Origin of the sequence: Enterococcus alishanensis, assembly GCF_019218635.1 — a bacterium.
GTDB classification, from domain to species: domain Bacteria; phylum Bacillota; class Bacilli; order Lactobacillales; family Enterococcaceae; genus Enterococcus_A; species Enterococcus_A alishanensis.
The window spans coordinates 20,079-40,135 of sequence record NZ_JAHUZB010000007.1; the positions used below are offsets into that span (position 1 = coordinate 20,079).

General features: G+C 35.5%; 23 protein-coding genes. 8 read left to right on the plus strand and 15 right to left on the minus strand.

From position 1 onward, the window contains the following. Positions 1 to 60: 60 nt before the first annotated feature. Positions 61 to 1,506: an amino acid permease gene (locus tag KUA55_RS14915; RefSeq protein WP_218327187.1), complete on the minus strand. Its 1,446-nt coding sequence runs from the start codon at positions 1,504 to 1,506 to the stop codon at positions 61 to 63. A 351-nt stretch (positions 1,507 to 1,857) separates the two neighbouring features. Between KUA55_RS14915 and catA the strand changes: the two genes are divergently transcribed. Continuing rightward, complete coding sequence (gene catA / locus KUA55_RS14920; RefSeq protein WP_218327188.1) at positions 1,858 to 2,505, plus strand: type A chloramphenicol O-acetyltransferase; 648 nt, start codon at positions 1,858 to 1,860, stop codon at positions 2,503 to 2,505. 84 nt (positions 2,506 to 2,589) lie between these two features. Here catA and KUA55_RS14925 read toward each other — a convergent pair whose 3' ends face one another. The 7 genes from KUA55_RS14925 to KUA55_RS14955 all read right to left on the minus strand — a co-directional run bounded on the left by KUA55_RS14925 (position 2,590) and on the right by KUA55_RS14955 (position 8,154). Further along, on the minus strand, positions 2,590 to 3,843 hold the full coding sequence (locus KUA55_RS14925; protein ID WP_218327189.1) for an acyl-CoA thioester hydrolase/BAAT C-terminal domain-containing protein: 1,254 nt from the start codon (positions 3,841 to 3,843) through the stop codon (positions 2,590 to 2,592). After that, positions 3,833 to 4,294 carry a MarR family winged helix-turn-helix transcriptional regulator gene (locus KUA55_RS14930; protein ID WP_218327190.1) on the minus strand — a complete coding sequence of 154 codons (462 nt, stop codon included), beginning with the start codon at positions 4,292 to 4,294 and terminating at the stop codon, positions 3,833 to 3,835. Before KUA55_RS14930 ends, KUA55_RS14925 begins: the two co-directional genes overlap by 11 nt. Before the next feature lie 123 nt (positions 4,295 to 4,417). Beyond that, complete coding sequence (locus KUA55_RS14935) at positions 4,418 to 5,251, minus strand: SDR family oxidoreductase (RefSeq protein WP_246601560.1); 834 nt, start codon at positions 5,249 to 5,251, stop codon at positions 4,418 to 4,420. A 14-nt stretch (positions 5,252 to 5,265) separates the two neighbouring features. Beyond that, on the minus strand, positions 5,266 to 5,670 hold the full coding sequence (locus KUA55_RS14940; RefSeq protein ID WP_218327192.1) for a MerR family transcriptional regulator: 405 nt from the start codon (positions 5,668 to 5,670) through the stop codon (positions 5,266 to 5,268). Between the two features lie 143 nt (positions 5,671 to 5,813). Next, on the minus strand, positions 5,814 to 6,716 hold the full coding sequence (locus KUA55_RS14945; RefSeq protein ID WP_218327193.1) for a LysR family transcriptional regulator: 903 nt from the start codon (positions 6,714 to 6,716) through the stop codon (positions 5,814 to 5,816). 36 nt (positions 6,717 to 6,752) lie between these two features. Further along, a complete protein-coding gene (locus KUA55_RS14950) occupies positions 6,753 to 7,391 on the minus strand; it encodes an NAD(P)H-binding protein (RefSeq protein ID WP_246601561.1) in 639 nt (212 codons plus the stop codon). 118 nt (positions 7,392 to 7,509) lie between these two features. Next, positions 7,510 to 8,154 (minus strand): C39 family peptidase, encoded by a 645-nt coding sequence (locus KUA55_RS14955; RefSeq protein ID WP_218327195.1) that lies wholly within the window; start codon positions 8,152 to 8,154, stop codon positions 7,510 to 7,512. Positions 8,155 to 8,287: 133 nt separating this feature from the next. Between KUA55_RS14955 and KUA55_RS14960 the strand changes: the two genes are divergently transcribed. From KUA55_RS14960 to KUA55_RS14975, 4 genes are all read left to right on the plus strand, one after another. Then, positions 8,288 to 9,031 (plus strand): class I SAM-dependent DNA methyltransferase, encoded by a 744-nt coding sequence (locus KUA55_RS14960; protein WP_218327196.1) that lies wholly within the window; start codon positions 8,288 to 8,290, stop codon positions 9,029 to 9,031. Between the two features lie 92 nt (positions 9,032 to 9,123). Next, positions 9,124 to 9,579: a MarR family winged helix-turn-helix transcriptional regulator gene (locus tag KUA55_RS14965; protein WP_218327197.1), complete on the plus strand. Its 456-nt coding sequence runs from the start codon at positions 9,124 to 9,126 to the stop codon at positions 9,577 to 9,579. Then, positions 9,566 to 10,591, plus strand: coding sequence for a threonine aldolase family protein (locus tag KUA55_RS14970; RefSeq protein WP_218327198.1), 1,026 nt, complete (start codon positions 9,566 to 9,568; stop codon positions 10,589 to 10,591). The genes KUA55_RS14965 and KUA55_RS14970 overlap by 14 nt, the downstream gene beginning before the upstream one ends. A gap of 21 nt (positions 10,592 to 10,612) precedes the next feature. After that, positions 10,613 to 11,338, plus strand: coding sequence for an alanyl-tRNA editing protein (locus KUA55_RS14975; RefSeq protein WP_218327199.1), 726 nt, complete (start codon positions 10,613 to 10,615; stop codon positions 11,336 to 11,338). A 35-nt stretch (positions 11,339 to 11,373) separates the two neighbouring features. Here the strand turns inward: KUA55_RS14975 and KUA55_RS14980 are convergent, their stop codons facing one another. From KUA55_RS14980 to KUA55_RS15005, 6 genes are all read right to left on the minus strand, one after another. Then, the gene (locus KUA55_RS14980; RefSeq protein ID WP_218327200.1) at positions 11,374 to 11,865 is read right to left on the minus strand and encodes a cyclophilin-like fold protein; all 492 of its coding nucleotides are present in this window, start codon (positions 11,863 to 11,865) and stop codon (positions 11,374 to 11,376) included. Between the two features lie 20 nt (positions 11,866 to 11,885). Beyond that, entirely contained in the window at positions 11,886 to 12,473 is a 588-nt protein-coding gene (locus tag KUA55_RS14985) for a histidine phosphatase family protein (RefSeq protein ID WP_218327331.1), read from the minus strand. A 61-nt stretch (positions 12,474 to 12,534) separates the two neighbouring features. Next, positions 12,535 to 13,959, minus strand: coding sequence for a 6-phospho-beta-glucosidase (locus KUA55_RS14990; protein WP_218327201.1), 1,425 nt, complete (start codon positions 13,957 to 13,959; stop codon positions 12,535 to 12,537). Positions 13,960 to 13,972: 13 nt separating this feature from the next. Then, the gene (locus tag KUA55_RS14995) at positions 13,973 to 15,817 is read right to left on the minus strand and encodes a beta-glucoside-specific PTS transporter subunit IIABC (RefSeq protein ID WP_218327202.1); all 1,845 of its coding nucleotides are present in this window, start codon (positions 15,815 to 15,817) and stop codon (positions 13,973 to 13,975) included. A gap of 202 nt (positions 15,818 to 16,019) precedes the next feature. Continuing rightward, positions 16,020 to 16,916, minus strand: coding sequence for a MurR/RpiR family transcriptional regulator (locus KUA55_RS15000; protein ID WP_218327203.1), 897 nt, complete (start codon positions 16,914 to 16,916; stop codon positions 16,020 to 16,022). A gap of 108 nt (positions 16,917 to 17,024) precedes the next feature. Then, a complete protein-coding gene (locus KUA55_RS15005; RefSeq protein WP_246601562.1) occupies positions 17,025 to 17,858 on the minus strand; it encodes a class I SAM-dependent methyltransferase in 834 nt (277 codons plus the stop codon). 259 nt (positions 17,859 to 18,117) lie between these two features. On the opposite strand from KUA55_RS15005, the gene KUA55_RS15010 reads away from it, so the two are divergent. Both KUA55_RS15010 and KUA55_RS15015 read left to right on the plus strand, forming a co-directional pair. Further along, positions 18,118 to 18,312, plus strand: coding sequence for a DUF4177 domain-containing protein (locus KUA55_RS15010; protein WP_218327204.1), 195 nt, complete (start codon positions 18,118 to 18,120; stop codon positions 18,310 to 18,312). After that, positions 18,312 to 18,740: a VOC family protein gene (locus tag KUA55_RS15015; RefSeq protein ID WP_246601563.1), complete on the plus strand. Its 429-nt coding sequence runs from the start codon at positions 18,312 to 18,314 to the stop codon at positions 18,738 to 18,740. The genes KUA55_RS15010 and KUA55_RS15015 overlap by 1 nt, the downstream gene beginning before the upstream one ends. A 21-nt stretch (positions 18,741 to 18,761) precedes the next feature. Here KUA55_RS15015 and KUA55_RS15020 read toward each other — a convergent pair whose 3' ends face one another. After that, complete coding sequence (locus tag KUA55_RS15020) at positions 18,762 to 19,394, minus strand: pentapeptide repeat-containing protein (RefSeq protein ID WP_218327205.1); 633 nt, start codon at positions 19,392 to 19,394, stop codon at positions 18,762 to 18,764. Positions 19,395 to 19,769: 375 nt separating this feature from the next. Between KUA55_RS15020 and KUA55_RS15025 the strand changes: the two genes are divergently transcribed. Next, the gene (locus KUA55_RS15025; RefSeq protein ID WP_218327206.1) at positions 19,770 to 19,916 is read left to right on the plus strand and encodes a hypothetical protein; all 147 of its coding nucleotides are present in this window, start codon (positions 19,770 to 19,772) and stop codon (positions 19,914 to 19,916) included. Positions 19,917 to 20,057: the final 141 nt, after the last annotated feature.

A 20,057-nucleotide genomic window follows, 5' to 3' on the forward strand; every position in this document is an offset into this window, starting at 1 on the left:
AGATCCCAATGCAGCTATTACTAAAAAAGCTACCCAACATTTTTGTTGAGTAGCTTAATTTTATTCGATTCCTTTTGCTCGTTCGCGTTTGGCAATCATTGGTAAAATCATCCCTAAAGCGATTAAAACAAATGGCGTAATAATATTTGAAGCTAATTGGAACATCCAAGAACCTGGGTTTGCAGCGTATTCGATTTTTGGAATCATTCCTAAAATACAAGCAAGTGCTGTAAATAAGAAACACCAAAGACCAACGACAAAGGCAATTTTCGGATTCTTAATGAATTTGTATTCAGAGTTGAATTTTTTCGCTTGTTTAACCAACATCATGTAGGCGAAGAATACCCAAACGTAACGCATTGGCATCACAACTGAGTTTAAGTTGGTCAACCATTTAACCAATTCACTCATGTTTTCAATACCAAAGATTGGCAAGATGATGATAATAATTACTAAGACACCCGTTAGTAAATATCCATTGACTAGAGTACCTTTGGCATTCCGTTTTCTTAACCAACGAGGAACAAATTCTGGATCGGCATCATTTAATAAAATTTTCAATGGTGCATCGATTGAGAAGGCTAACGCAGCAGATTGTCCAGCTGCATTTGCCAAACCATAAATAATCATAAATAAGTTACCGACACCAAAGTAATTTCCTAAGATTTGGAAAGCGCTATATGCCCCGTTTGCCATTAAATCATCGGGAATATTGTTGCTGTCAAACAACATAGCCATTGCTACTGAGCCTAGAATAGCACTGATCGCAATCATTAATGCCATAAAAATCATGGCTTTCGGGAAATTTCTAGCGGGACGATCAATTGCATTTACATAAGGTGAAATCTTTTCAGCCCCACCAACCGCAAATACCAGCATCGAAATCGTTGCGAAATAACCTAAGTTAAAATCTGGTATATAGGTGCTGGCGCTAGTCAAATCTGGCGTAGCTGCTTCAAAACCTGGAGTAATGAATGGTACAGCTACTGCTAAAATGATAAATAGAATTGACATCACCAACATTGCTGTACCGGCCAAACTTCCGATAAATTTCAAGGTATTCAAACCTTTTGTTGATAGAAATAGGAAAATTAAAAATATAACTAAAGAAATAATTGCTACGGTTTGGACGCTCATATTAGTCGCCACATTGCCGTTGCCTCTAAATACCCAACCTAACGCGATTAACACTGATTGCGGTTTTTGCGCTAAATAAGTGATGTGCACCACCCAATAAGTCCAAGCCGCATAATAAGCCAACCTTTTCTTACCAGTCGTTTCTTTTACCCACGAGCTTACCCCGCCAGAACTGTCTTTGAATGTAGAACCTAATTGTCCGACAATCAACGCATAAGGAATAAAGTAAAGTACCATGATTAAAATCCATGATGTGACTACCGAAGTACCTTGTTGCGCATAGTTGTTTACGACATTACCAAAGCCCCATACCATACTAAAGGCAATCATTGATACCGTAAACCACTTGATCCGTTTGTTCTCCTCCATTGTCCATACTCCAATCTAATGTTTGTATTTTCACATGAATCTCCTGAAACCGCTTACCACACTGGCACCTCCCTCTTCTCATCATAATTCTAGTATAATTCTTTTTGATACCGTTTTCTGAAACTTATAGATTTTTCATCAAATATTTCTTTAAAATTCATAAAAAAATCAGAGTAATTTTGCCGTTTTTCCATTATCACTGTTTCTAATGGCCAAAACGCTAGTTATCTTTTGTATGATTTGACCACGGAAATTTTGTGCTCCGCCTGCTGTTTAGTTCAAAATTTTGCTACAATCAAAGTAAATAGTACACAACTACAAATTTTGATTTAAAAATTAGGAGGTTTTATCATGGCATTTATTCCTATCGACATAAAAAACTGGGATCGCAAAGAAATTTTTGACTATTATTTCCAACAGCAAACTACTTTCAGTTTGACCAAAGAAATTGACGTAACTCCCTTATATCGCTATCTAAAAAAACACGAATTTTCTTTTTATGCTGGTTTTCTTTTTTTAATCATTAAGATTGCCAATCAAAAAGAGAATTTTAGAATGGCATTGAACTCTAAGGGAGAACTGGGTTATTACGAAACGGTAAATCCAATGTATACTTTATTTAATAAAGAAACGACAAAGTTTTCATGCTTGTTAAGTGAGTACTCTGGAGACTTTAAAGAGTTCCATCGGCAATACCAAGCTGACGTAGCAAAATATGGCAACAGTAAAAAACTTTTCCCACAATCAGACCGAGCTGAGAATGTCATTAATCTTTCGATGATTCCTTGGACCAGCTTTTCTAGTTTTAATTTAAATATCGGTAACAATCCTGATTATCTGTTGCCGATTGTTACAGCGGGACAGTTCATTTTTTCTGCTGATAAAGTTTATTTGCCGATTGCTTTACAAGTTCATCATGCAGTTTGTGACGGCTATCATGCCGCAGAATTTTTAAATATTTTTACTGAAATGGCAAGCAGGCCGAAGGAATATTTATAAGTAGTAGCACAGTATAAGAAAAGTTATTCAATAAGAAACCCCATCAATCGCGAAATTGATGGGGTATTTTTGTAAAGCTTTTATTTAGAGGTTTTCTTTGAAAAAATCAACGGTCTTTTGCCAAGCGTCCAGCGTCTCTTCCATGACTATGACATTGTTTTTCTTTTTATAACGATTATTAGGCTGAAACGGCAGTGTTAACATATGTCCGCTATTGGGATAAAGCGCTAATTCAAATTTATATGGAAACTGATTCAAGTTTAAACGATTTTGAATCATCAGACTCGCCGAATATGCCGGCCAAATTTCATCTTTTATAGCGGAAATTAACAGGATATTACCTTTGATTTTTTCTACTGGAATTTCTGACTCCATCTTTTTAGTGTTGTCTGGATAGTCTTTTCCCTTAATTTTTGCAAGAATTGCACTACCAAATTTAAAAGGGACATACTGAATTGGCATTGTTTGAAAAGTCCAGCTAGATTTTTTTGCTGGTAAATGTTGCTTAATTCCTTCGTAAACTACATTTGTGGGAGAATTTGCTACGACACATTTAATTTTTGCGAAATAGCTAGCTGCCAAAAGTGCCAACTCTGCCCCTTTTGATCGACCGTAAATCCCGATTCGATCTTTATTCACTTCCTCTTGCAACGCTAAAAAATTAAGCGCTTCTTCAATTATTTCTAGCGGTATTTCAGCTAAATTAACGGCTAGTTCATCTAGTCCAAAATAACTAATAGCCAGTGTTGCAAAACCATGACCAGCTAGTAATTGTGCGATAGCTTGAGCTTTTTCAATACCGCCCTCACTACCACTTACAACAATTATTGCAGGTAAATTGGTTGCCTCTTTAGGATAAAAATATCTTCCTTTACTAGCAGAAAAAGCGACTTGCTTAAAAGCTATTTTTTCATTCATAAAATATCGTTCAATCACATATGAATCAATTGGAATTTTGTCTAAATAAACTTCTAGTTTGATTGAAAAGGCTGCATTCAATGAAATATTATCTAAATTAGTTTCTTTCTTTTGCTTAATGATTTTCTTTGCTGACAAAAAAGACAGACATCCCATAGGGGAAACACCTTGATAGCTTCCAGAAATAGCTGGAGCTGTATTTAGATCTAAATTACCTTTTTCATCACTCAAATATTTATTTTCGGCAATCCACTTAGTTTCAGTCGAATAGTTTAAAGGTGCATTAATACAATAATAAGGACCCTTTGTTTCTGTTCGAATCATCATTTCTGTACAGGATGGCAAATCTTTCAGCTTCAAATTTATTATTGCATCAGCCGCTGAACTAGTTTCAGTTATCAAAAAATGCTTATTTTCCATTTACTTTACCTTCATTGATCCAAGGAAGTTCGGTCCAGACTTTTTCAACGTTCTTCATAAAATCAATAATTACTTGCAATTGTTCCTCACTGTATTGCTTAAAAACATCGTTTAGTTTTTCCTCTAGATAATGCTGTTGCGCTTGATGGGTAGCGTATATTTCTTCACCTTTGGGAGTCAAAGATAGGCGAACGGCTTTATTATTTTTCTCCGTTGTCTTACGTTGCAGAAATCCTTTTGTCTCCAATTTTTTTGTCAATTGAGAAGCGGCACTGCGAGAAATTTCTCTTAAAAGTGCTAAATTGTTCACATTGATTTCCGGTTGCTTACCAATCAAGACAATGGTGTGGATTTCTGCCAAATTCAAATCTGAAATAACATGTTGTGTTTTCTCCAATTCTTTATACGCAGTCATCAAATGATTAAATTGCTGTAATAATTCTGTATTCATTTCTTCTCCTTATTGTTAAGTTGCTTTACAATAAGTTATCATAATTATTTTTAATGTCAATCTTTGATTTTATTAATCTACTCTATTTCATCAAAAAAACTGAGGAGAATCTCCTCAGTTTAGTTACTCCACAATATCTGTTGACGCGGCTAGTTCTCTTTGTGCTTCAAAGTCTGCGATTCTTTTTTCCAAAACTTTAATCGTATCATTTAATGCTTGGGAACCTAACATTAATCGCAAAGGTGCTGGTGTGACTTCGACACTTTCAATCATTCGACGGACCATTTTTTTCGGATCGCCCACTGCCAAACCATTATTTTTATCTAACATCGACAAAAAAGCATGAGCAGGATTACCATTGTATTCTGTCATTAAATTAGCCACCTGGGCACTACCATAACGAAATTCTGTTCGAGCACCACCTGGTTCCACAATAGTCATTCCAACATTAAAAGGCGCCATTTCTTGGGCAACAGATTCTACAAAACCTTCAATCCCCCATTTTGCGGCATGATACATTGAATTGCCAGCAAAAGCGACCTGTCCGCCATAGCTTGAGATTTGAATGATACGTCCAAATCCTTGTTTACGAAAATAGGGTAACACTGCTCGAATCAAATAAATTGAACCAACTAAATCAGTATTTAAAATTTTATCTACTTCATCATCTGTCAACTCTTCAGCAGCCCCAAAGAGTCCATAACCTGCATTACTGACAATCACATCAATTTGACCTAATTTATCAAAAACTTTTTGAACTAAAGCTTGGACTGCTTTCGTATCAGTCACATCTAAAAACTTACGAAAAAAAGTATCTGGATACTTATTCATCAATTCCTTCACATTTCTATCATTTCGAACGGTTCCGACAACCGTATCGCCTTTTTCCAATAATTGTTTGGTCATTTCCAAACCAAAACCGCTGCTTACTCCTGTGATTAACCATGTTTTACTCATTATTATTCCTCCAATTAAGATGCCACACATTGACTAGGATCAAAGCAAGGCAATTTTTCTTCTATTTTTTCAACAAATTCTTGATGATGATCAATTCGTTCCGATAAAAAATTTAATGTGGTAGTTAGTTCGTCAATTTTATCCACTAATAACTTTTTCTGTTGTTGCAATATTTCTTTACGCTCAATTTCTGTGTCTTCATGTTTCCGATATAAGGCAATATAATTTAAAATACTATCAATCGATAATCCTGCTTGCCGTAAATCTTTCGTAAATAAAATCCACTGCAAATGATTTTGGTTAAAATCACGAATCCCTCCACTGGTTCGCGTAATCGGTGGAATCAACCCGATTTTTTCATAATACCTTAACGTATCAGCGGTTAAAGCTGTTTTTTGACTGACTTCTTTTATATTCATTTTGACTCCTTCCTTGGATAAAAAGATCAAATTCATTAGCTATTCTGATTGACTACTCTTAGTATTTTACCTGTTTTATTTGATCAAACAATTTCGAATACTAATCTCATGGATAAGTATAACTAATGCAAAAAAAGAAGCCTTTAAAAGACTTCTTCATTCGTAATGATTAATTTTTTCAATATTGCAGCGAATTCTTCGATAAAATAATTGGTTCGCTCTTTTTTCCAAAAGGCACAATAATTCCGCACTACAGCTTGATGGTTTTTTTCTAAGGGAATACGTCTAATGGAGATTTCGGTTGGAGTCAAGGTACCCACGCTTTCGATTGGTAAAAATCCTTGATTCCCTGCCACCATTAAACGGCCTTCAGCTAAATTCTCGGCAAATAAAAATTTGCCACTGAAGCCTAATGTATCCCGGTAAAAATTTTCTTCATGGCTTTGCTGCTCTTTTGAAGTAATTAAAATACAGGGCAATTGTGCCAATTCATTTATTTCAGTTTTGTCTTGCTGACTTAAAGGATTTCTAGCAGAAATTTCCACAAAGGTTTTGGGCTGAATCAATTCAAAATTCACGTACTCTTCCGAAAAGGCTCGGCGTTGATCACTTAAAACAATGTCTACCGTATTTTGTCGTAGCTCTTGATATAATTCTTCATGGGTTCCATTAATTATATTAATGGCGATCTCTGGATAAATTTCGTTGAATTCGGCGATTGCTTGATGTAATTCTTGGCCTCCATAAACTCTTAAATAACCCACCCGCAATTGGGTTTCGGGATCTTCACCAATCATTTTAGTTTCTTTAACCACTCGATCGAGCTGTGTTAATAATTGTTGACTTTCCTGATAAAAATGCTGACCTGCTGGTGTCAAAGAAAATTTGCGGTGTTGCCGAACGAACAAAGCTACTCCCAACTCTTCTTCTAATGCTCGAATCTGTTGAGAGATAGCAGACTGGGAAATAAATTCTTCAGCAGCTGCTTCAGTAAAACTATTATGATTGACAACTGAAACAAAATACCGCATTTGTTTAAACAACATGACCTCACCTCTTTTGTTTCATTATAGCAAAATCAATTAATAAAAAGAGGGTTTAGCAAAATCAGTATTTGGTTCACTGACGCCTAAGCTAGTTTTTCGATATTTATTTGGGTCAGATACAATATCCAAGATTAATTGAGTAACTGCTTCACGAGAAACTTGAGCACCAATAAATGGTTCACCTTTTTGGGTAATCATATAATTCAAATTACCGACTTCATTATATAACCAAGTCAGACGAAGTAAACTATAATCCAAACCGGATTTTTCAACAATTTGAGCTGATCTTTTGTGGCGATTGGTTCCTGTTTGACCGACCATTCGCGCATTCCATTTGCCAAAAGGACCGGCTACTTCATCATAAATTCCTAAGATAGTCGCACCAATTAAGAATGGTTGTTCAGCTTGTTCAGCAGCTTTGACGATTGCCTCCGTCGCTTCAAGGGAATTCATATCATTTAAATAAATGAAATCTGCGTCCTTCATAGCTTCAACTAATTTTGCTTCTTCATTAAAATCACCATCTACAATCTTTACACGATTTTCATCAGGATTTTTTAATCGATTTGTTGCATTTCGGGCATATAATACTAATTCAGCATCGCTTTCTTGAATCAATCTGGTAGTCAACATTCTGGCAATTTGACCTGCCGCTCCTAAAATGATTATTTTCATCATATTTCCTCCAATTTCTTAATTAAAATTAGCATATCACCTGGAGTAAACTCCAAGTCAATCATCTTTTTTTAATTCAAAAAAAGTGCCTGCTGGCCCATTTGCTGATAAATACTGGCTAAATCTTGATAACTGATTGCACGATTTTTTCACCATATGGGTCATTAAGATAGACTGTTTGACTGCTTTCATCAAATCCAGTCACCACTATCGCATGAATCAGTGGCGTGACCGTCAACTCGGCCTCGGCTGTCGGCCATGGTAGAAAGTCTGATGCCGTTGGTACCTGTAAATCAACCGTTGCCAGCATCCAAACTGGATTGCCTTGTGCAACCTGATTCAAAACTTTATCAAAAGACAAATCACCATTACTAGTAATAATTTTTTCGTCAGTCACAACTTTTTTTGCCAATTCTTCAATCGGCTCTACAAAAACACCCATGGCTTGTCGACCTTCCTTAATATTACCTACAAATCCTAAATGAGGATTGCCATACTGATTACTACCAGTTCTAAAAGATTGATAAGTCAGTTGATCGGCCAATTGATTTTTATTGACGCCGTAACCATAATAATTTAACAGCATTGACAAAGCAGTAACTTCGCAACCATTTTGTAACCTTTCGCCTTCAAATTGATTTTCCAGTGGTACATCTAATAAAACCTGTTGAGAATTGATTGGATTTTTGATAGTTGTTTGTTGACTCTTTGTCGTATTGGAATAAACTTGTTGAAAATTTCCGCTTAAAGCTACCAATATCAATGGTAAACTTAGTAAAATTATTTTTTTTATACTACTCAGCTCTTCTCGATTTTTTTTGAGTTTACACCTTCGAGCTAACTTTAAGTCAAGTAAAAATAAAAAAAATGTTATAATTTGAAAAAGAGGTGGTTGGATGAAAGATTTATATCAAAATTTTGCCCAGGATTATGACGAATTTGGCGAAATTAGTGGGTACTTAGGAGCAGAAGAGCTGTTCTTTGAAAAATTATTTACTGAAAATCAAGTGGAGACCGTTTTAGATTGTGCTTGTGGAACGGGTCAGCATCTTTATATGTTGAATAAGCTAGGTTTTCAAATGATGGGTTCAGACTATTCACCAGCTATGTTGGCAGTAGCCAGTAAAAATTTAACCGAGCGTAAAACAAAAATCCCATTGCGCCAAGCCGATTTTCGTTTTTTAGAGGATGCTTTTAATGAAACTTTTGACAGTATTATTTGCTTAACCACTTCCCTGCCTCATCTTCACAGCGATGAAGATTTACTTACAGCCTTAAAATCTATGTATCAACGATTAAATCCAAATGGTTTATTGGTTTTAACCCAAGGAATGACCGATTTCACCTTAGCTTTGCCACCAGTTGAAGTCGTCGTTAATCGACCTGATTTTTCTCGAATATTTATAAAAAGTCATGATGAAAATTTCCAAAAAATTCAAGTATTAGATTTATATCACAGTCCTGAAAGATTAGAAGAAAATCAATATGACATTATTTACAAAATTATTTTAGCTGCTGATTATCGCAAATTATTACGTCAAGCTGGGTATTCAGATGTCCAAATTTATGGTGATTACCAAAAAACAGCTTATGATAAAAATAGCCCTCGAATGATTGTTGTGGCACGGAAGAAAGATTGAAACATTTTGTTTCAATCTTTTTTAGTTGACAATGGAAACTTTCTACTTTATATTTAGTTGACAAAGTAAACTATTTAGAAAGGAGTTTTCTTTTGGAGACTGAAGAAATTAGAAGATTTAATCGTTACTATACAAGAATCCTCGGCGTTTTCGACAAAAATGTTTTTGATTTGGATTATTCGATGTTAGAAATGCGGATTATTGGAGAAATTGGTCGGAATATTGGTATCACGGCAAATGAATTAACCAAATGTTTGAATATTAACAAAAGTTATTTGAGCCGAATTTTAAGTAAATTAGAGAAAGCTGGTTATTTAAAACGCGAAAAGGATGCTCAAGATAGCCGGATCTTTCACCTATATTTAAATGATCAAGGGTTAGAATTAAATCAATATGTTGAGGCCCAATCTGATCAAAAGGTCATTGACTTATTAACGCCACTACCTGAAAAAGATATTTCGGAATTAAAAGCTGCTATGAAAAAAATTGAAGAAATCCTATATCAAGTTGTGCCAAATGAATTGGAGGAAAAGAATGATTTCATTTGAAAATGATTATTTAGAGGGTGCTCACGAAAGAATTTTGCATCGTTTAATTGCAACAAACATGATTCAAGAAGCTGGTTATGGTGAAGATGATTTTTCTGCACAAGCAGCTGAAAAAATTAAATCAGCTATCGCATGTCCAGATGCAACGATTCGATTTTTAGTTGGTGGAACACAAACCAATCAAATAGTTATTGATTCGGTATTACAACCATATGAAGGAGTTATTGCAGCCGAAACCGGTCACATAAGTACACATGAAGCAGGTGCCATAGAGTTTAGTGGTCACAAAGTTTTGAGTTTACCAGCTAAAGAAGGAAAGATTAAGGCTGAGGACGTTGATAATTTGGTGGAAACATTCTATCAAGATGCCAATTATCAACATATGGTCTTTCCTGGAATGGTATACATTTCTTATCCAACCGAATACGGTACTTTGTACAGTAAAAAAGAACTAGAAGCTTTAGCAGCTGTCTGCCAAAAACACAAGATACCTTTATATTTAGACGGTGCACGCTTAGGGTACGGTTTAGCAAGTCCTTCAGCAGATGTTACGATTCAAGATATTGCTAGACTTTGCGACATATTTTATATTGGTGGAACAAAAATTGGTGCTCTTTGCGGTGAAGCAATTGTTTTTACTAAAAATAATGAACCAAAAAATTTTACTACTTTAATTAAACAACACGGTGCATTACTAGCTAAAGGTCGTTTAATTGGCATTCAGTTTTTGGAATTATTTTCGGATAATTTATATTTTGACATTAGTCAACACGCCATTGATATGGCAATGAAATTAAAGACGGGAATGTTAGCTAAAGGCTATCAACAATATTTAGATTCTCCTACCAATCAACAGTTTTTCGTAATGCCTAATGAAAAAATCAATGAACTACAAGAAAAAATTAAATTTGCTCGTTGGGAAAAATACGACGACACACGACAAATCGTTCGCTTTGCTACTTGCTGGGCAACAAAGGAAGAAAATATAGATGCATTACTAGCTCTACTATAAATTTTTACCAAAGGAGAAAAAATGACGACCGAACTTTATTTAACAGATAGTTACCAAATGACTTGTCCAAGCGAGATTATCTTTATCAGTCCTGATCGGAAAACCGTCGCACTAAATCAAACGATTATTTATCCTGGCGGAGGTGGACAACCAAGAGATATTGCTTCACTATGGATTGATGACGCCGAATATCCGATTGAAGATATTACTAGAGATCAAGATTATAGCTATCTATATCATTTGGCTGAGGCTTTACCTGAAAACGTGCAAGAAGTAACAATAAAAATTGATGCTGCTTACCGCTTAAAAAACATGCGGTACCACACTCTCTTACACTTAACTTCTGGATATTTTTACAAACATTATGGTGCTTTAGCTACTAGTAATCAAATTGAAGAAGACCATGCCCGTTTAGAAATCAAATTTCCCGAAGAAACTGTGCCTGAGAAATTAGAAAAAGAATTTTTACAAGCAGAACTGGAAAAATTAATTCAAGCAGATTACCCTGTGACGATTGAACATACCACCCGCGAAAAATTGACTGAAAATCACGACTTGGTGCGCACTTACGTTAATTTAGTGCCAGAATTTATTACGGATATTCGCTTAGTCAAAATTGCAGATGTCGATGTGCAAACTTGCGCTGGAACACATGTAACTAGTACCAAAGAAGTTGGTCAAATTTCTGTCGAGCAACTTAAAAATAAAGGTCGTTTGAAAAAAAGAATCAAAGTTACTTTAATTTAAAAAACAACCACCGAAAAAAATTTTCGGTGGTTGTTTCATTCATTCAATTGTGAAAAGGTAATCTCAACATTTTGGTTCAAATTCCTTAACATATCTGCGCCTTGATCAATTTCACCTAAAATAACTAAACCTTCTCCGTATCTAAAATCTTGATAAAAAATTGCTAAATTCTCCCAAGGTGCATAATAAGCTAGCTGTCCTGACTGAGCTGCTGCTCCGCTGGGTGAACCGTCAATTCGTAAACTTTTTGGTAAGTCAGCCACCTTTTCAGTCTGATTAAAGTCTGACAAAGTTAAATCAAGTGGCATCATTTGATAAAAATCTATTGCCGCCTGAGAATTATTTAAGGAGATGGTATAATTCTGCTCGTTTATTGTTAGCAAAAGTCGCATTACATTTTCCTCCAAATTATTTCGTGATTGAATCGTTCCTGTTTGAGATGTACTCTCCTCAATATTTTCATAGGTATTTTGATTGACAGTACAACCTGACAATAGTAAAAACATAAGTAAGAATAACCTTTTCAAATAGTGACCACCTTTCTGACTTACTTTTTAAGTGCTAACAATTGTTCTTGGTGAGAAATGATTTCAGTCAAATGAAATATCTCTGCCTCAAATTGATAGATAAAAATACAACAATTGTCGATAGTCGCCACTTTTCTTTCTGTCAAACTATGGGTCTGCCAATATTCTCGAAATCTGCCACAAAAAGCACCGTGACTAACAATTAGGATCTGCTCTCCATCTTTTTGCATAATCTTTTGACATATTTCAATTGCTCGTTGCTGAAATGCTGTTTGTGACTCGCCTCCGTAAGAAACAAAAAAATCATTATAGGGTAAAGGTGGATTAATCCGCTCGTTCTCTCCTTCTAGCCTACCAAAATGCCATTCCCGCAAATCTTTTAAACAAGTAGAAGGCTGATCCGTTATGAGTGCCAACGTATCACGCGCTCTTTCAGAAGTGGACGAATAAGCTTTATCAAAAGTCAGCTGTCTTTTAGCAAAATAATTTTTTACCGTTAATGCTTGCTGAATACCTTTTTCAGTCAAAGGGGCATCACACCAACCTTGGATTTTATTTTGCTGATTAAATAAGGTTTCACCGTGACGTACTAGATATAAAGTTTTTATTTAAAACACTCCTTTAACAAAAAGGTTGTACCTTAAATTTAAGATACAACCTAATCTGTTTTTATAAAACTTCTCCATTTGAGGCAATTACTTGGCGATACCAGTCAAATGATTTTTTCTTTGAACGTTTCAAAGTACCGGATCCATCATCTTGTCGATCGACATAAATCATGCCATATCTTTTACTCATTTGTCCTGTGCTCGCTGAGATTAAATCAATGCAACCCCAAGTGGTATAACCCATTAGCTCAACCCCATCAATTTCAACGGCAGCTTTAAACGCTTCAATATGTTTTTTTAAATAATCAATCCGATAATCATCTTCAACATAGCCGTTTTCATCTGGTGTATCGATAGCCCCCAGACCATTTTCTACAATAAATAATGGTTTTTGATAGCGATCGTATAATTGATTCAATGAATTGCGTAATCCTAAGGGATCAATTTGCCAACCCCACTCAGTCGACGCTAAGTTATCGTTTTTAATTGATGCAAAAATATTTCCAGTTGCTTGCTCATAATCTTCAGAATGGGCACTGACAGTTCGTGAACAATAGTAAGAAAAAGTCACAAAATCAACTGGTGCAGCTGCTAAAATTTCAGTGTCTTCTACTGCCATTTGAATATTCAACTTCTCTTGCTCAAATTTTTTCAGTGCATAATTCGGGTATTTCCCACGAGCCTGCACATCAATGAAAAAGTATCCTTCACGGTCTCGTCTAATCGCTTCTTGATAATCTTCTGGCCGACAAGTATATGGATAATGACTACCACCTGCCAACATACAACCCACTTGATTTTCTGAATCCACCTCATGAGCTATTTTGGTCACTAATGCGCTGGCAACTAATTGATGGTGGGCCGCTTGATATTTTATTTCTTCTTTATTATCGCCTTCTTTAAAAACAATCCCACCGCCAACGAAAGGTTGATGGAGTAATATGTTGATTTCATTGATAGTCAACCAATATTTTACTAATCCTTGGTAACGTTTTAAGACAGTTTCAGCATAACGGGTATAGAAATCTATCAATTGACGATTTTTCCAGCCACCATATTCTTTCACTAAATGAATCGGAACATCAAAGTGTGCAATTGTTACTAACGGTTCAATCTTGTGTTTTCTTAGTTCTTTAAATATTTCTTCATAGAAAACTAAGCCAGCCTCATTTGGTTCTAGCTCATCTCCATTTGGAAAAATGCGTGACCAAGACAACGACATCCGATACACTTTAAAGCCCATTTCAGCAAATAATTGAATATCTTCCATATAACGATGATACATATCAATCGCTTCTTGCGCTGGATAATAATAATCTTCTTGCCATTCCAACATCTCTAATTCGCCTAAACCGACTGCTTTACGATCTTCGCCGTAAGGTAACAAATCGATATTAGAAAGTTTGCGTCCACCTTCTAAGACACCACCCTCAACTTGATTCGCAGCAGTTGCGCCACCCCATAAAAAGTTTTTATCTAAAGCCATTGTTTTCATCTCCTTAAACTTTCACAGCTAAAATAGCTTGATTACAATCGGTTAGTCCTATTGAGATTGTTTCAACTGATGCATATTGTGGACTGTTAGTAACTACGACTGGCACTTGTGTTTCATAACCAGCAGCTTGAATTTTTTCTAAGTCAAAGTATAATAATGGTTGTCCTTTTTTTACCACATCATCTGCTTCGACTAATGCATCAAAATATTGACCATTTAATTCAACGGTGTTTAAACCAACATGGATCAAAACTTCCACTCCAGTATCGGAAACTAAACCAATAGCATGTTTGGTTGGGAAAATAGCAACGACTTTCCCATCAAATGGTGCGACAACTTTTCCTTCAATCGGTTCAATAGCAAAGCCTTTTCCTAAAGCTTCAGAAGCAAATGCTTCATCCTTTACTTCACTTAAGGGAATCACTTCCCCTTTTAACGGACTAACAACTAAAGTATCTTCTAAAATGATTTCCTTTATTTCTGGTAGCTCATTTTTTTCAAACTTAAAACTTAAAACATACGTTAAAACAGCTGAAACAGCGGCTGAAATAATCAATGCAATCACGATATTCCAGAAAAAACGCATCGAATTATCACCAATATAAAGTAAAATTGCCGGCAAACCTGAAGAGCCCGTGGCAAAACGATGAGTGTTCGTTAGTCCCGCATATAAACCACCGGCGGCTCCACCAATCATTGCGGCTACTAAAGGATATTTTTTAGGAAGGTTAACACCATATAAAGTTGGTTCAGTAATGCCCATGTATGCTGTGATCGCACCTGAGGTTGCAATTTGACGCAATTTTTTATCCTTCGTACGAAAAGCGACAACAGTTGACGCCGATGCTTGTGCAATATTTGAACACACACAACCTGGACCAAAAATACTGTCATAGCCGAGTTCAGCCATCTGCATCACGCCTAAAGGAGCTACACCGTTGTGTAAACCAAACATCACCATGATTGGTAGCAATCCACCCACTAAAACTGCTGGTAACCAGCTGCCATTAACACTTAGGAAAGTAAAGAACGTCGCTAAATAGCCTCCTAAAACACTGCCAATCGGTCCTAACACTGCAAATGCTAAAGTTCCCATAATTAAAAATGTTAGCATAGGTACAAAAACTAGTTCGACAGCCTTTGGAATGATTCGATTTAAGAACCTTTCAACATATGACTGTACAAATATAACTAATAAAATTGGGATGACTGATCCGGTATAAGTCGCTAAAGTAAATGGAATAATTTCAAAAAAATGAACTGGTTCTCCCGCGCTGACTAAAGCACCCCAGTTTGGATGCATCATAATTGCCGCTACAGAAGCTGCCAAAATCGGATTACAGCGTAACTTCTGTGCTTCCGTAAAGGCTAAAATAATCGGTAGAAAGAAGAAGACGCCATCTGCGAACATATTTAATAAATAATAGGTTTGTGAATCTGTCGAAATCACTTGGAAAACGACTAGTAAAGCTAACACTGCTTTGACCATCCCTGCACCTGATAAGGCGGGAATTACTGGTTGAAAAGCTCCAGCGACAAATTCAATAATCGAGGTGATGATACTTTTCTTTTCAGTTTCTACCTGTTTATTTGGATCAACATCAATATTTTTTTCGATTTCTTCAAATACATCTTTTACATGCGTACCAATCACCACTTGATGAACACCAGCATTAAAAATATATTTAGTCACACCGTCTAAAGCTTCCAATCCTTTGACATCAATTTTTGAATCATCCACAACTTTAAAACGCAAACGTGTCTGACAATGATAACCATCAGTAATGTTATCTTTGCCTCCTAATTTTTCAACGATGTCATGAGCTAGGGCTTGATATTTCTTACTCATGGTGTACCCCTTTCCAATTACAAGATGCTTTATTTGAATCAACCGGTTATTCTTATCTTGTCTATGGCTAAACTTTAGCATGAATAGTTAGCGTTTCCAATAGCTTCAGAACAGCTCGAAACAGATTCCACTTTTTTTGATCAATCATTTATTTAAATGGAATTTATTCCACTAAAAAAGTATCTAGGAATTTCCCAGATACTTATTTAAAGTCTTCTTCCAAATCCTTAAAGGTAGCTTTTCTTTTAGATTCTAGGACTGTTGAGTTACTAATTTTTTTAGTTTTGTTTGCTTCATAATCCAAAGCAAATAATTTTGCAAATAAGGCATCTAAAATCAGCAATATCGACTCTTGAGTAGCAAAATTAGCTATTTTCGAATAAAGCTTTTCTTTACTAGAGATATTTAGAACCAAGTCGGAATAGTCGCGTAAATAATTTTGTCCGCCACTAGTAATACTGATAATTGGGACACCATTTTGTTTTAAGATCTTGACGTTGCTGATAGGATTTTCATCCGGATTGTTCCCTGAATAGGAAATAAAAATTGCCAGATCATGTTCACCTAGTGTATGTGAGATAATGCCAGTTTCTCCAGATTTTGCCATGAAAGCTTTCTTATGCACTGTTAACAAATTGCGTTTAAATAATTCACCATAATAAAGATTAGGGCTGGTCCCATAAATAACAATATTTTCAGCATTTTGAAGCATTTCTGCTGCTCTATTCAAATCCTCCATTGCTAATAGTGAGACGGTATCTTTAATACTCTGCATTTTTAAATTAACTAAATTTCCCACAATTTCTAGTGAATCATCGTTTGCTACAAAAGGAAAATTGGGATCAACGTCATGATAGGCGGTGTCATCATGGTAGGCGACTTCATGGGTGAAAGCATACAAAAATTCTTTCCAACCTGAATAATCAAAATATTTAGCAAATCGGACCAGAGTAGGTTTAGAAGTAAAGGTTCGCTTCGCAATTTCATCCATCGAATACTCTTGCAAATGATCGCGATTCTCTAAAATAAATTCACCAATTACCCGCCGAGCATCATTTTTCTTAAAAACAGCTTCTTCAATTCGCTGAAATAGATACATGATCCAATCCTCTTCTCAGTTTCAAATTTTTCTTCTATTATACATGAAGGATTAGAATCATGGGTTTGAATATAAAAATAGTCGGAGAAATCTCCGACTATCAATCAACTATTTTTTCGCAACAAAACACATGGTTTCAGAATGTTGCTTAAGTTTTTCACCACGGATATCACTATATATTTCGATCTGACTAAAGCCAGCTTCAGATAATGCTGCTTTTATCTGCTGTTGATTAAAGACACTTTCCCAAATAAAAAATTCTTTATGATGATCTGGATAAAGTAAATAATGTTGAGCAAGATAAGTTTGCTTGTCTGGATAGCGTTTGTTCGCCTCTAAATGCAGACAACTTTCGACAGTCCAAAAATTATCTTCTTCAATTGACCATGTTTTAGTAGGAACAAAATTTTGATATTTCTCAGAAGTAAAGACGTCAAAAATAAACTGTCCACCATCAGCTAAAGATTCATATACTTGCTTTAACAATTTTTTGCGACTTTCTGGGGCTAGAACGCCAAAATCACAATAAATTAGTAACACCAGCTGATAGTTCTCCTTAGAAAAATTCGTTTGTAAATAATTTCCCACTTGATAATCAATCAACAAATTTTTTTCTGCCGCCTTCTTTTGTGCATAGGCAATACTATTCGCTGAAAAATCGATACCGGTCACTTGATAACCAGCCTCAGCCAAACGCTGACTGTAAATACCTGGTCCACAGCCTAAATCCAAAACTTTTGTAAATTGTTTCACCGGAAATTTTTTCTTCAACCACTGAAGCGATGCCTCCACAAATGCTAAGTTGCGAGTCGCACCATCACCTTTAATATCCAAGTGGGCCATCAACATCTGCTGAGCAATATGCGGATCTAACCAAATAGAATCGCGACTTTGACTAAATACTGGGACCTCTTCTTTAATAAATTCAAACAGGTTACTCATCTATAACTCCTGACTGGAAAATCCGCTAGAAGTTTATACGGAACTTCACGACTTGCGTAATTTCCCGTTTTTTTATCGATTATTTCACCGATATTTCGCGCTCTTAGCGCTTTTTAGCTGATCTGTTCGGTTAAACAGTTCGCTATCGAGTCATTGGATTTCCTCCTTAAATTGCCAATTTGATGAAATTATATTAAAATTTTACATAAGAAGGAAAGCGTTGTCAATTTGCTTTGCCTTTAAAAAAGGAGGAATTTTTATGTATCAATACGAATTTGTTACTATCAATGCCGAAGCAAAAAAATTAGTAATGGGAACAATAACAGAACATCAAGAAATCATCAACGACTATGGCAAAAAAGGCTATCGTTTTGTGACAGCAATTCCAGTAGAAACCAATACTAACGGTTATCCTCGCAAATTTGATTTGGTTTTTGAAAAAGAAGACAAATAATGTTCACCTTCCATCACTTACAAGTAACTGTGCCGGATGTTTATCAAGTAGAAGATTTTTATGACGAACTTTTTGGTTTATTAGGGTTTGACGTTAGTAAAAAATTCAAAGGCTACTTGCCACATGCCGAGATGGATGTAATTGAATACTTGAGTCCAACCTTTGATTTCGGAATTTGTTCCCCTAAAAAAGTTTTTGCTCATGACACAGTCGATTCCCGCAAACCTGGTGCTCTACAACATCTTGCTTTTAAAGCCGATAGCCGCGAAGCTATTGATCAGATTTTTTTGCAAATCAAACAGTTAGATGTCAACATTTTGCATAATGAACCACGGGAATACAAAGAAAAAATTGCGCCCAATTATTACGCACTATTTTTTGAAACCCCCGACAAATTACGCTTTGAAATTTTTCATTATCCAGATTAGAGAATGATTGCGGTCATTCTCTTATTTTATTCGTACTCCTAACAATTGATTCGCTAAAAAAACCGCCTGCGATTGATTAATTGTCGCACCTCGCAAATCTTCTTGGGTCACTGATAGTTTTTCAAATTCACAATCACTCAAATCAATTCCTTTTAATTTGGTTCCCCAAAAATTACTATCTTCTAGCTGACAACGAGAAAATTTTAGCTGCTTTGTGGTTAAACCCGCTAACTCCGTCTTAGTCATTTGATTGTCCTCAAAGCTTACAACTTTCAAACTCCCATCATTAAAATTAGCAAAATCCAGACGTGACTCTTGAATAACCACATTTCCTAAATAAGCTTCAATCAATTGGGTCCCCAATAATTTGCAATTGATAAAAACAACCCGATGAATGGCTGCTTGAGACAAATCACAATTAGAGAAATCACAATTTCTAAAAATACAATCGGTAAATTCTCCTCGTGAAAAATCACTATTGTTAAATACCGTTTTCTCAATCACGCAACGATCTAAAAATAGATGTGGTAGCTTCTGATCCTCTACTACTTCCCCACTAATTTTCAAATCAGCCAAAGAAAATTCCTCACTATCGTATATTTCAAAGAAACTTCCAGACTTTAATTGCTCTTCATTTACTTTTGGTTGTAACATTTTCATCACTCCTCTTCTTCATTGTGCCTGTTTTCAAAAAATTTGCATGAGAAAAAAATGAGGAGTTTTGCGACCTTCTTCGACCACGATAGTTCCTCAAATAAACGAAAACACCGTAGAATCCTCCTCAGCGAACATCAATCAAAGAAATCCTCATTAAATTATTATTCAAAATAATCTTGATAAACAATTTATACTTGCATTTATTAGAGGAGTGAATTTAATGAACAAAAAATATACAAAAATTGACCCTGTAAACTGGTCCAGACGAAAGTATTTTTATTACTTCACCAAAATGAATCCGATGAGTTTTAATTAGACAGCAAATTTGAATATCACTCAATCTATCATTACGCAAAGAAGTATGGCTATCAGATGCCTTTGTCATTTACAACGTCGCATGCAGTAACTGATGGTTTTCACGTCAGCCGCTTTTTTGAAGAATTACAACAAGCCTTTGATCAGCCAGAAATTTATTTGGGAAATGAGACAAAAAAAGGGCCTGCTAGTTTGGAGGACTAGCAGGCTAGGAGTTAAAAATGAAAAAGTGTTAGGGTTGTTTGTTGGTATGTATATAATATAGCAGGCTTTTATGAATTTAGTTTGAACAAAATGCAGGGAAATTATAAAACTTTTTCTTTTCAAATAAAAAAGGGCCTGCCA

Coding starts and splice junctions, on each gene's coding strand:
- KUA55_RS15005 (WP_246601562.1), bottom strand. CDS start 17,858: ATGAGTAACCTGTTTGAATTTATTAAAGAAGAGGTCCCAGTATTTAGT.
- KUA55_RS14915 (WP_218327187.1), bottom strand. CDS start 1,506: ATGGAGGAGAACAAACGGATCAAGTGGTTTACGGTATCAATGATTGCC.
- KUA55_RS15020 (WP_218327205.1), bottom strand. CDS start 19,394: ATGTTACAACCAAAAGTAAATGAAGAGCAATTAAAGTCTGGAAGTTTC.
- KUA55_RS14975 (WP_218327199.1), top strand. CDS start 10,613: ATGACGACCGAACTTTATTTAACAGATAGTTACCAAATGACTTGTCCA.
- KUA55_RS14960 (WP_218327196.1), top strand. CDS start 8,288: ATGAAAGATTTATATCAAAATTTTGCCCAGGATTATGACGAATTTGGC.
- KUA55_RS14940 (WP_218327192.1), bottom strand. CDS start 5,670: ATGAATATAAAAGAAGTCAGTCAAAAAACAGCTTTAACCGCTGATACG.
- KUA55_RS14970 (WP_218327198.1), top strand. CDS start 9,566: ATGATTTCATTTGAAAATGATTATTTAGAGGGTGCTCACGAAAGAATT.
- catA (WP_218327188.1), top strand. CDS start 1,858: ATGGCATTTATTCCTATCGACATAAAAAACTGGGATCGCAAAGAAATT.
- KUA55_RS15010 (WP_218327204.1), top strand. CDS start 18,118: ATGTATCAATACGAATTTGTTACTATCAATGCCGAAGCAAAAAAATTA.
- KUA55_RS15015 (WP_246601563.1), top strand. CDS start 18,312: ATGTTCACCTTCCATCACTTACAAGTAACTGTGCCGGATGTTTATCAA.
- KUA55_RS15000 (WP_218327203.1), bottom strand. CDS start 16,916: ATGTATCTATTTCAGCGAATTGAAGAAGCTGTTTTTAAGAAAAATGAT.
- KUA55_RS14935 (WP_246601560.1), bottom strand. CDS start 5,251: ATGAGTAAAACATGGTTAATCACAGGAGTAAGCAGCGGTTTTGGTTTG.
- KUA55_RS14990 (WP_218327201.1), bottom strand. CDS start 13,959: ATGGCTTTAGATAAAAACTTTTTATGGGGTGGCGCAACTGCTGCGAAT.
- KUA55_RS14995 (WP_218327202.1), bottom strand. CDS start 15,817: ATGAGTAAGAAATATCAAGCCCTAGCTCATGACATCGTTGAAAAATTA.
- KUA55_RS14925 (WP_218327189.1), bottom strand. CDS start 3,843: ATGGAAAATAAGCATTTTTTGATAACTGAAACTAGTTCAGCGGCTGAT.
- KUA55_RS15025 (WP_218327206.1), top strand. CDS start 19,770: ATGCCTTTGTCATTTACAACGTCGCATGCAGTAACTGATGGTTTTCAC.
- KUA55_RS14945 (WP_218327193.1), bottom strand. CDS start 6,716: ATGTTGTTTAAACAAATGCGGTATTTTGTTTCAGTTGTCAATCATAAT.
- KUA55_RS14950 (WP_246601561.1), bottom strand. CDS start 7,391: ATGAAAATAATCATTTTAGGAGCGGCAGGTCAAATTGCCAGAATGTTG.
- KUA55_RS14930 (WP_218327190.1), bottom strand. CDS start 4,294: ATGAATACAGAATTATTACAGCAATTTAATCATTTGATGACTGCGTAT.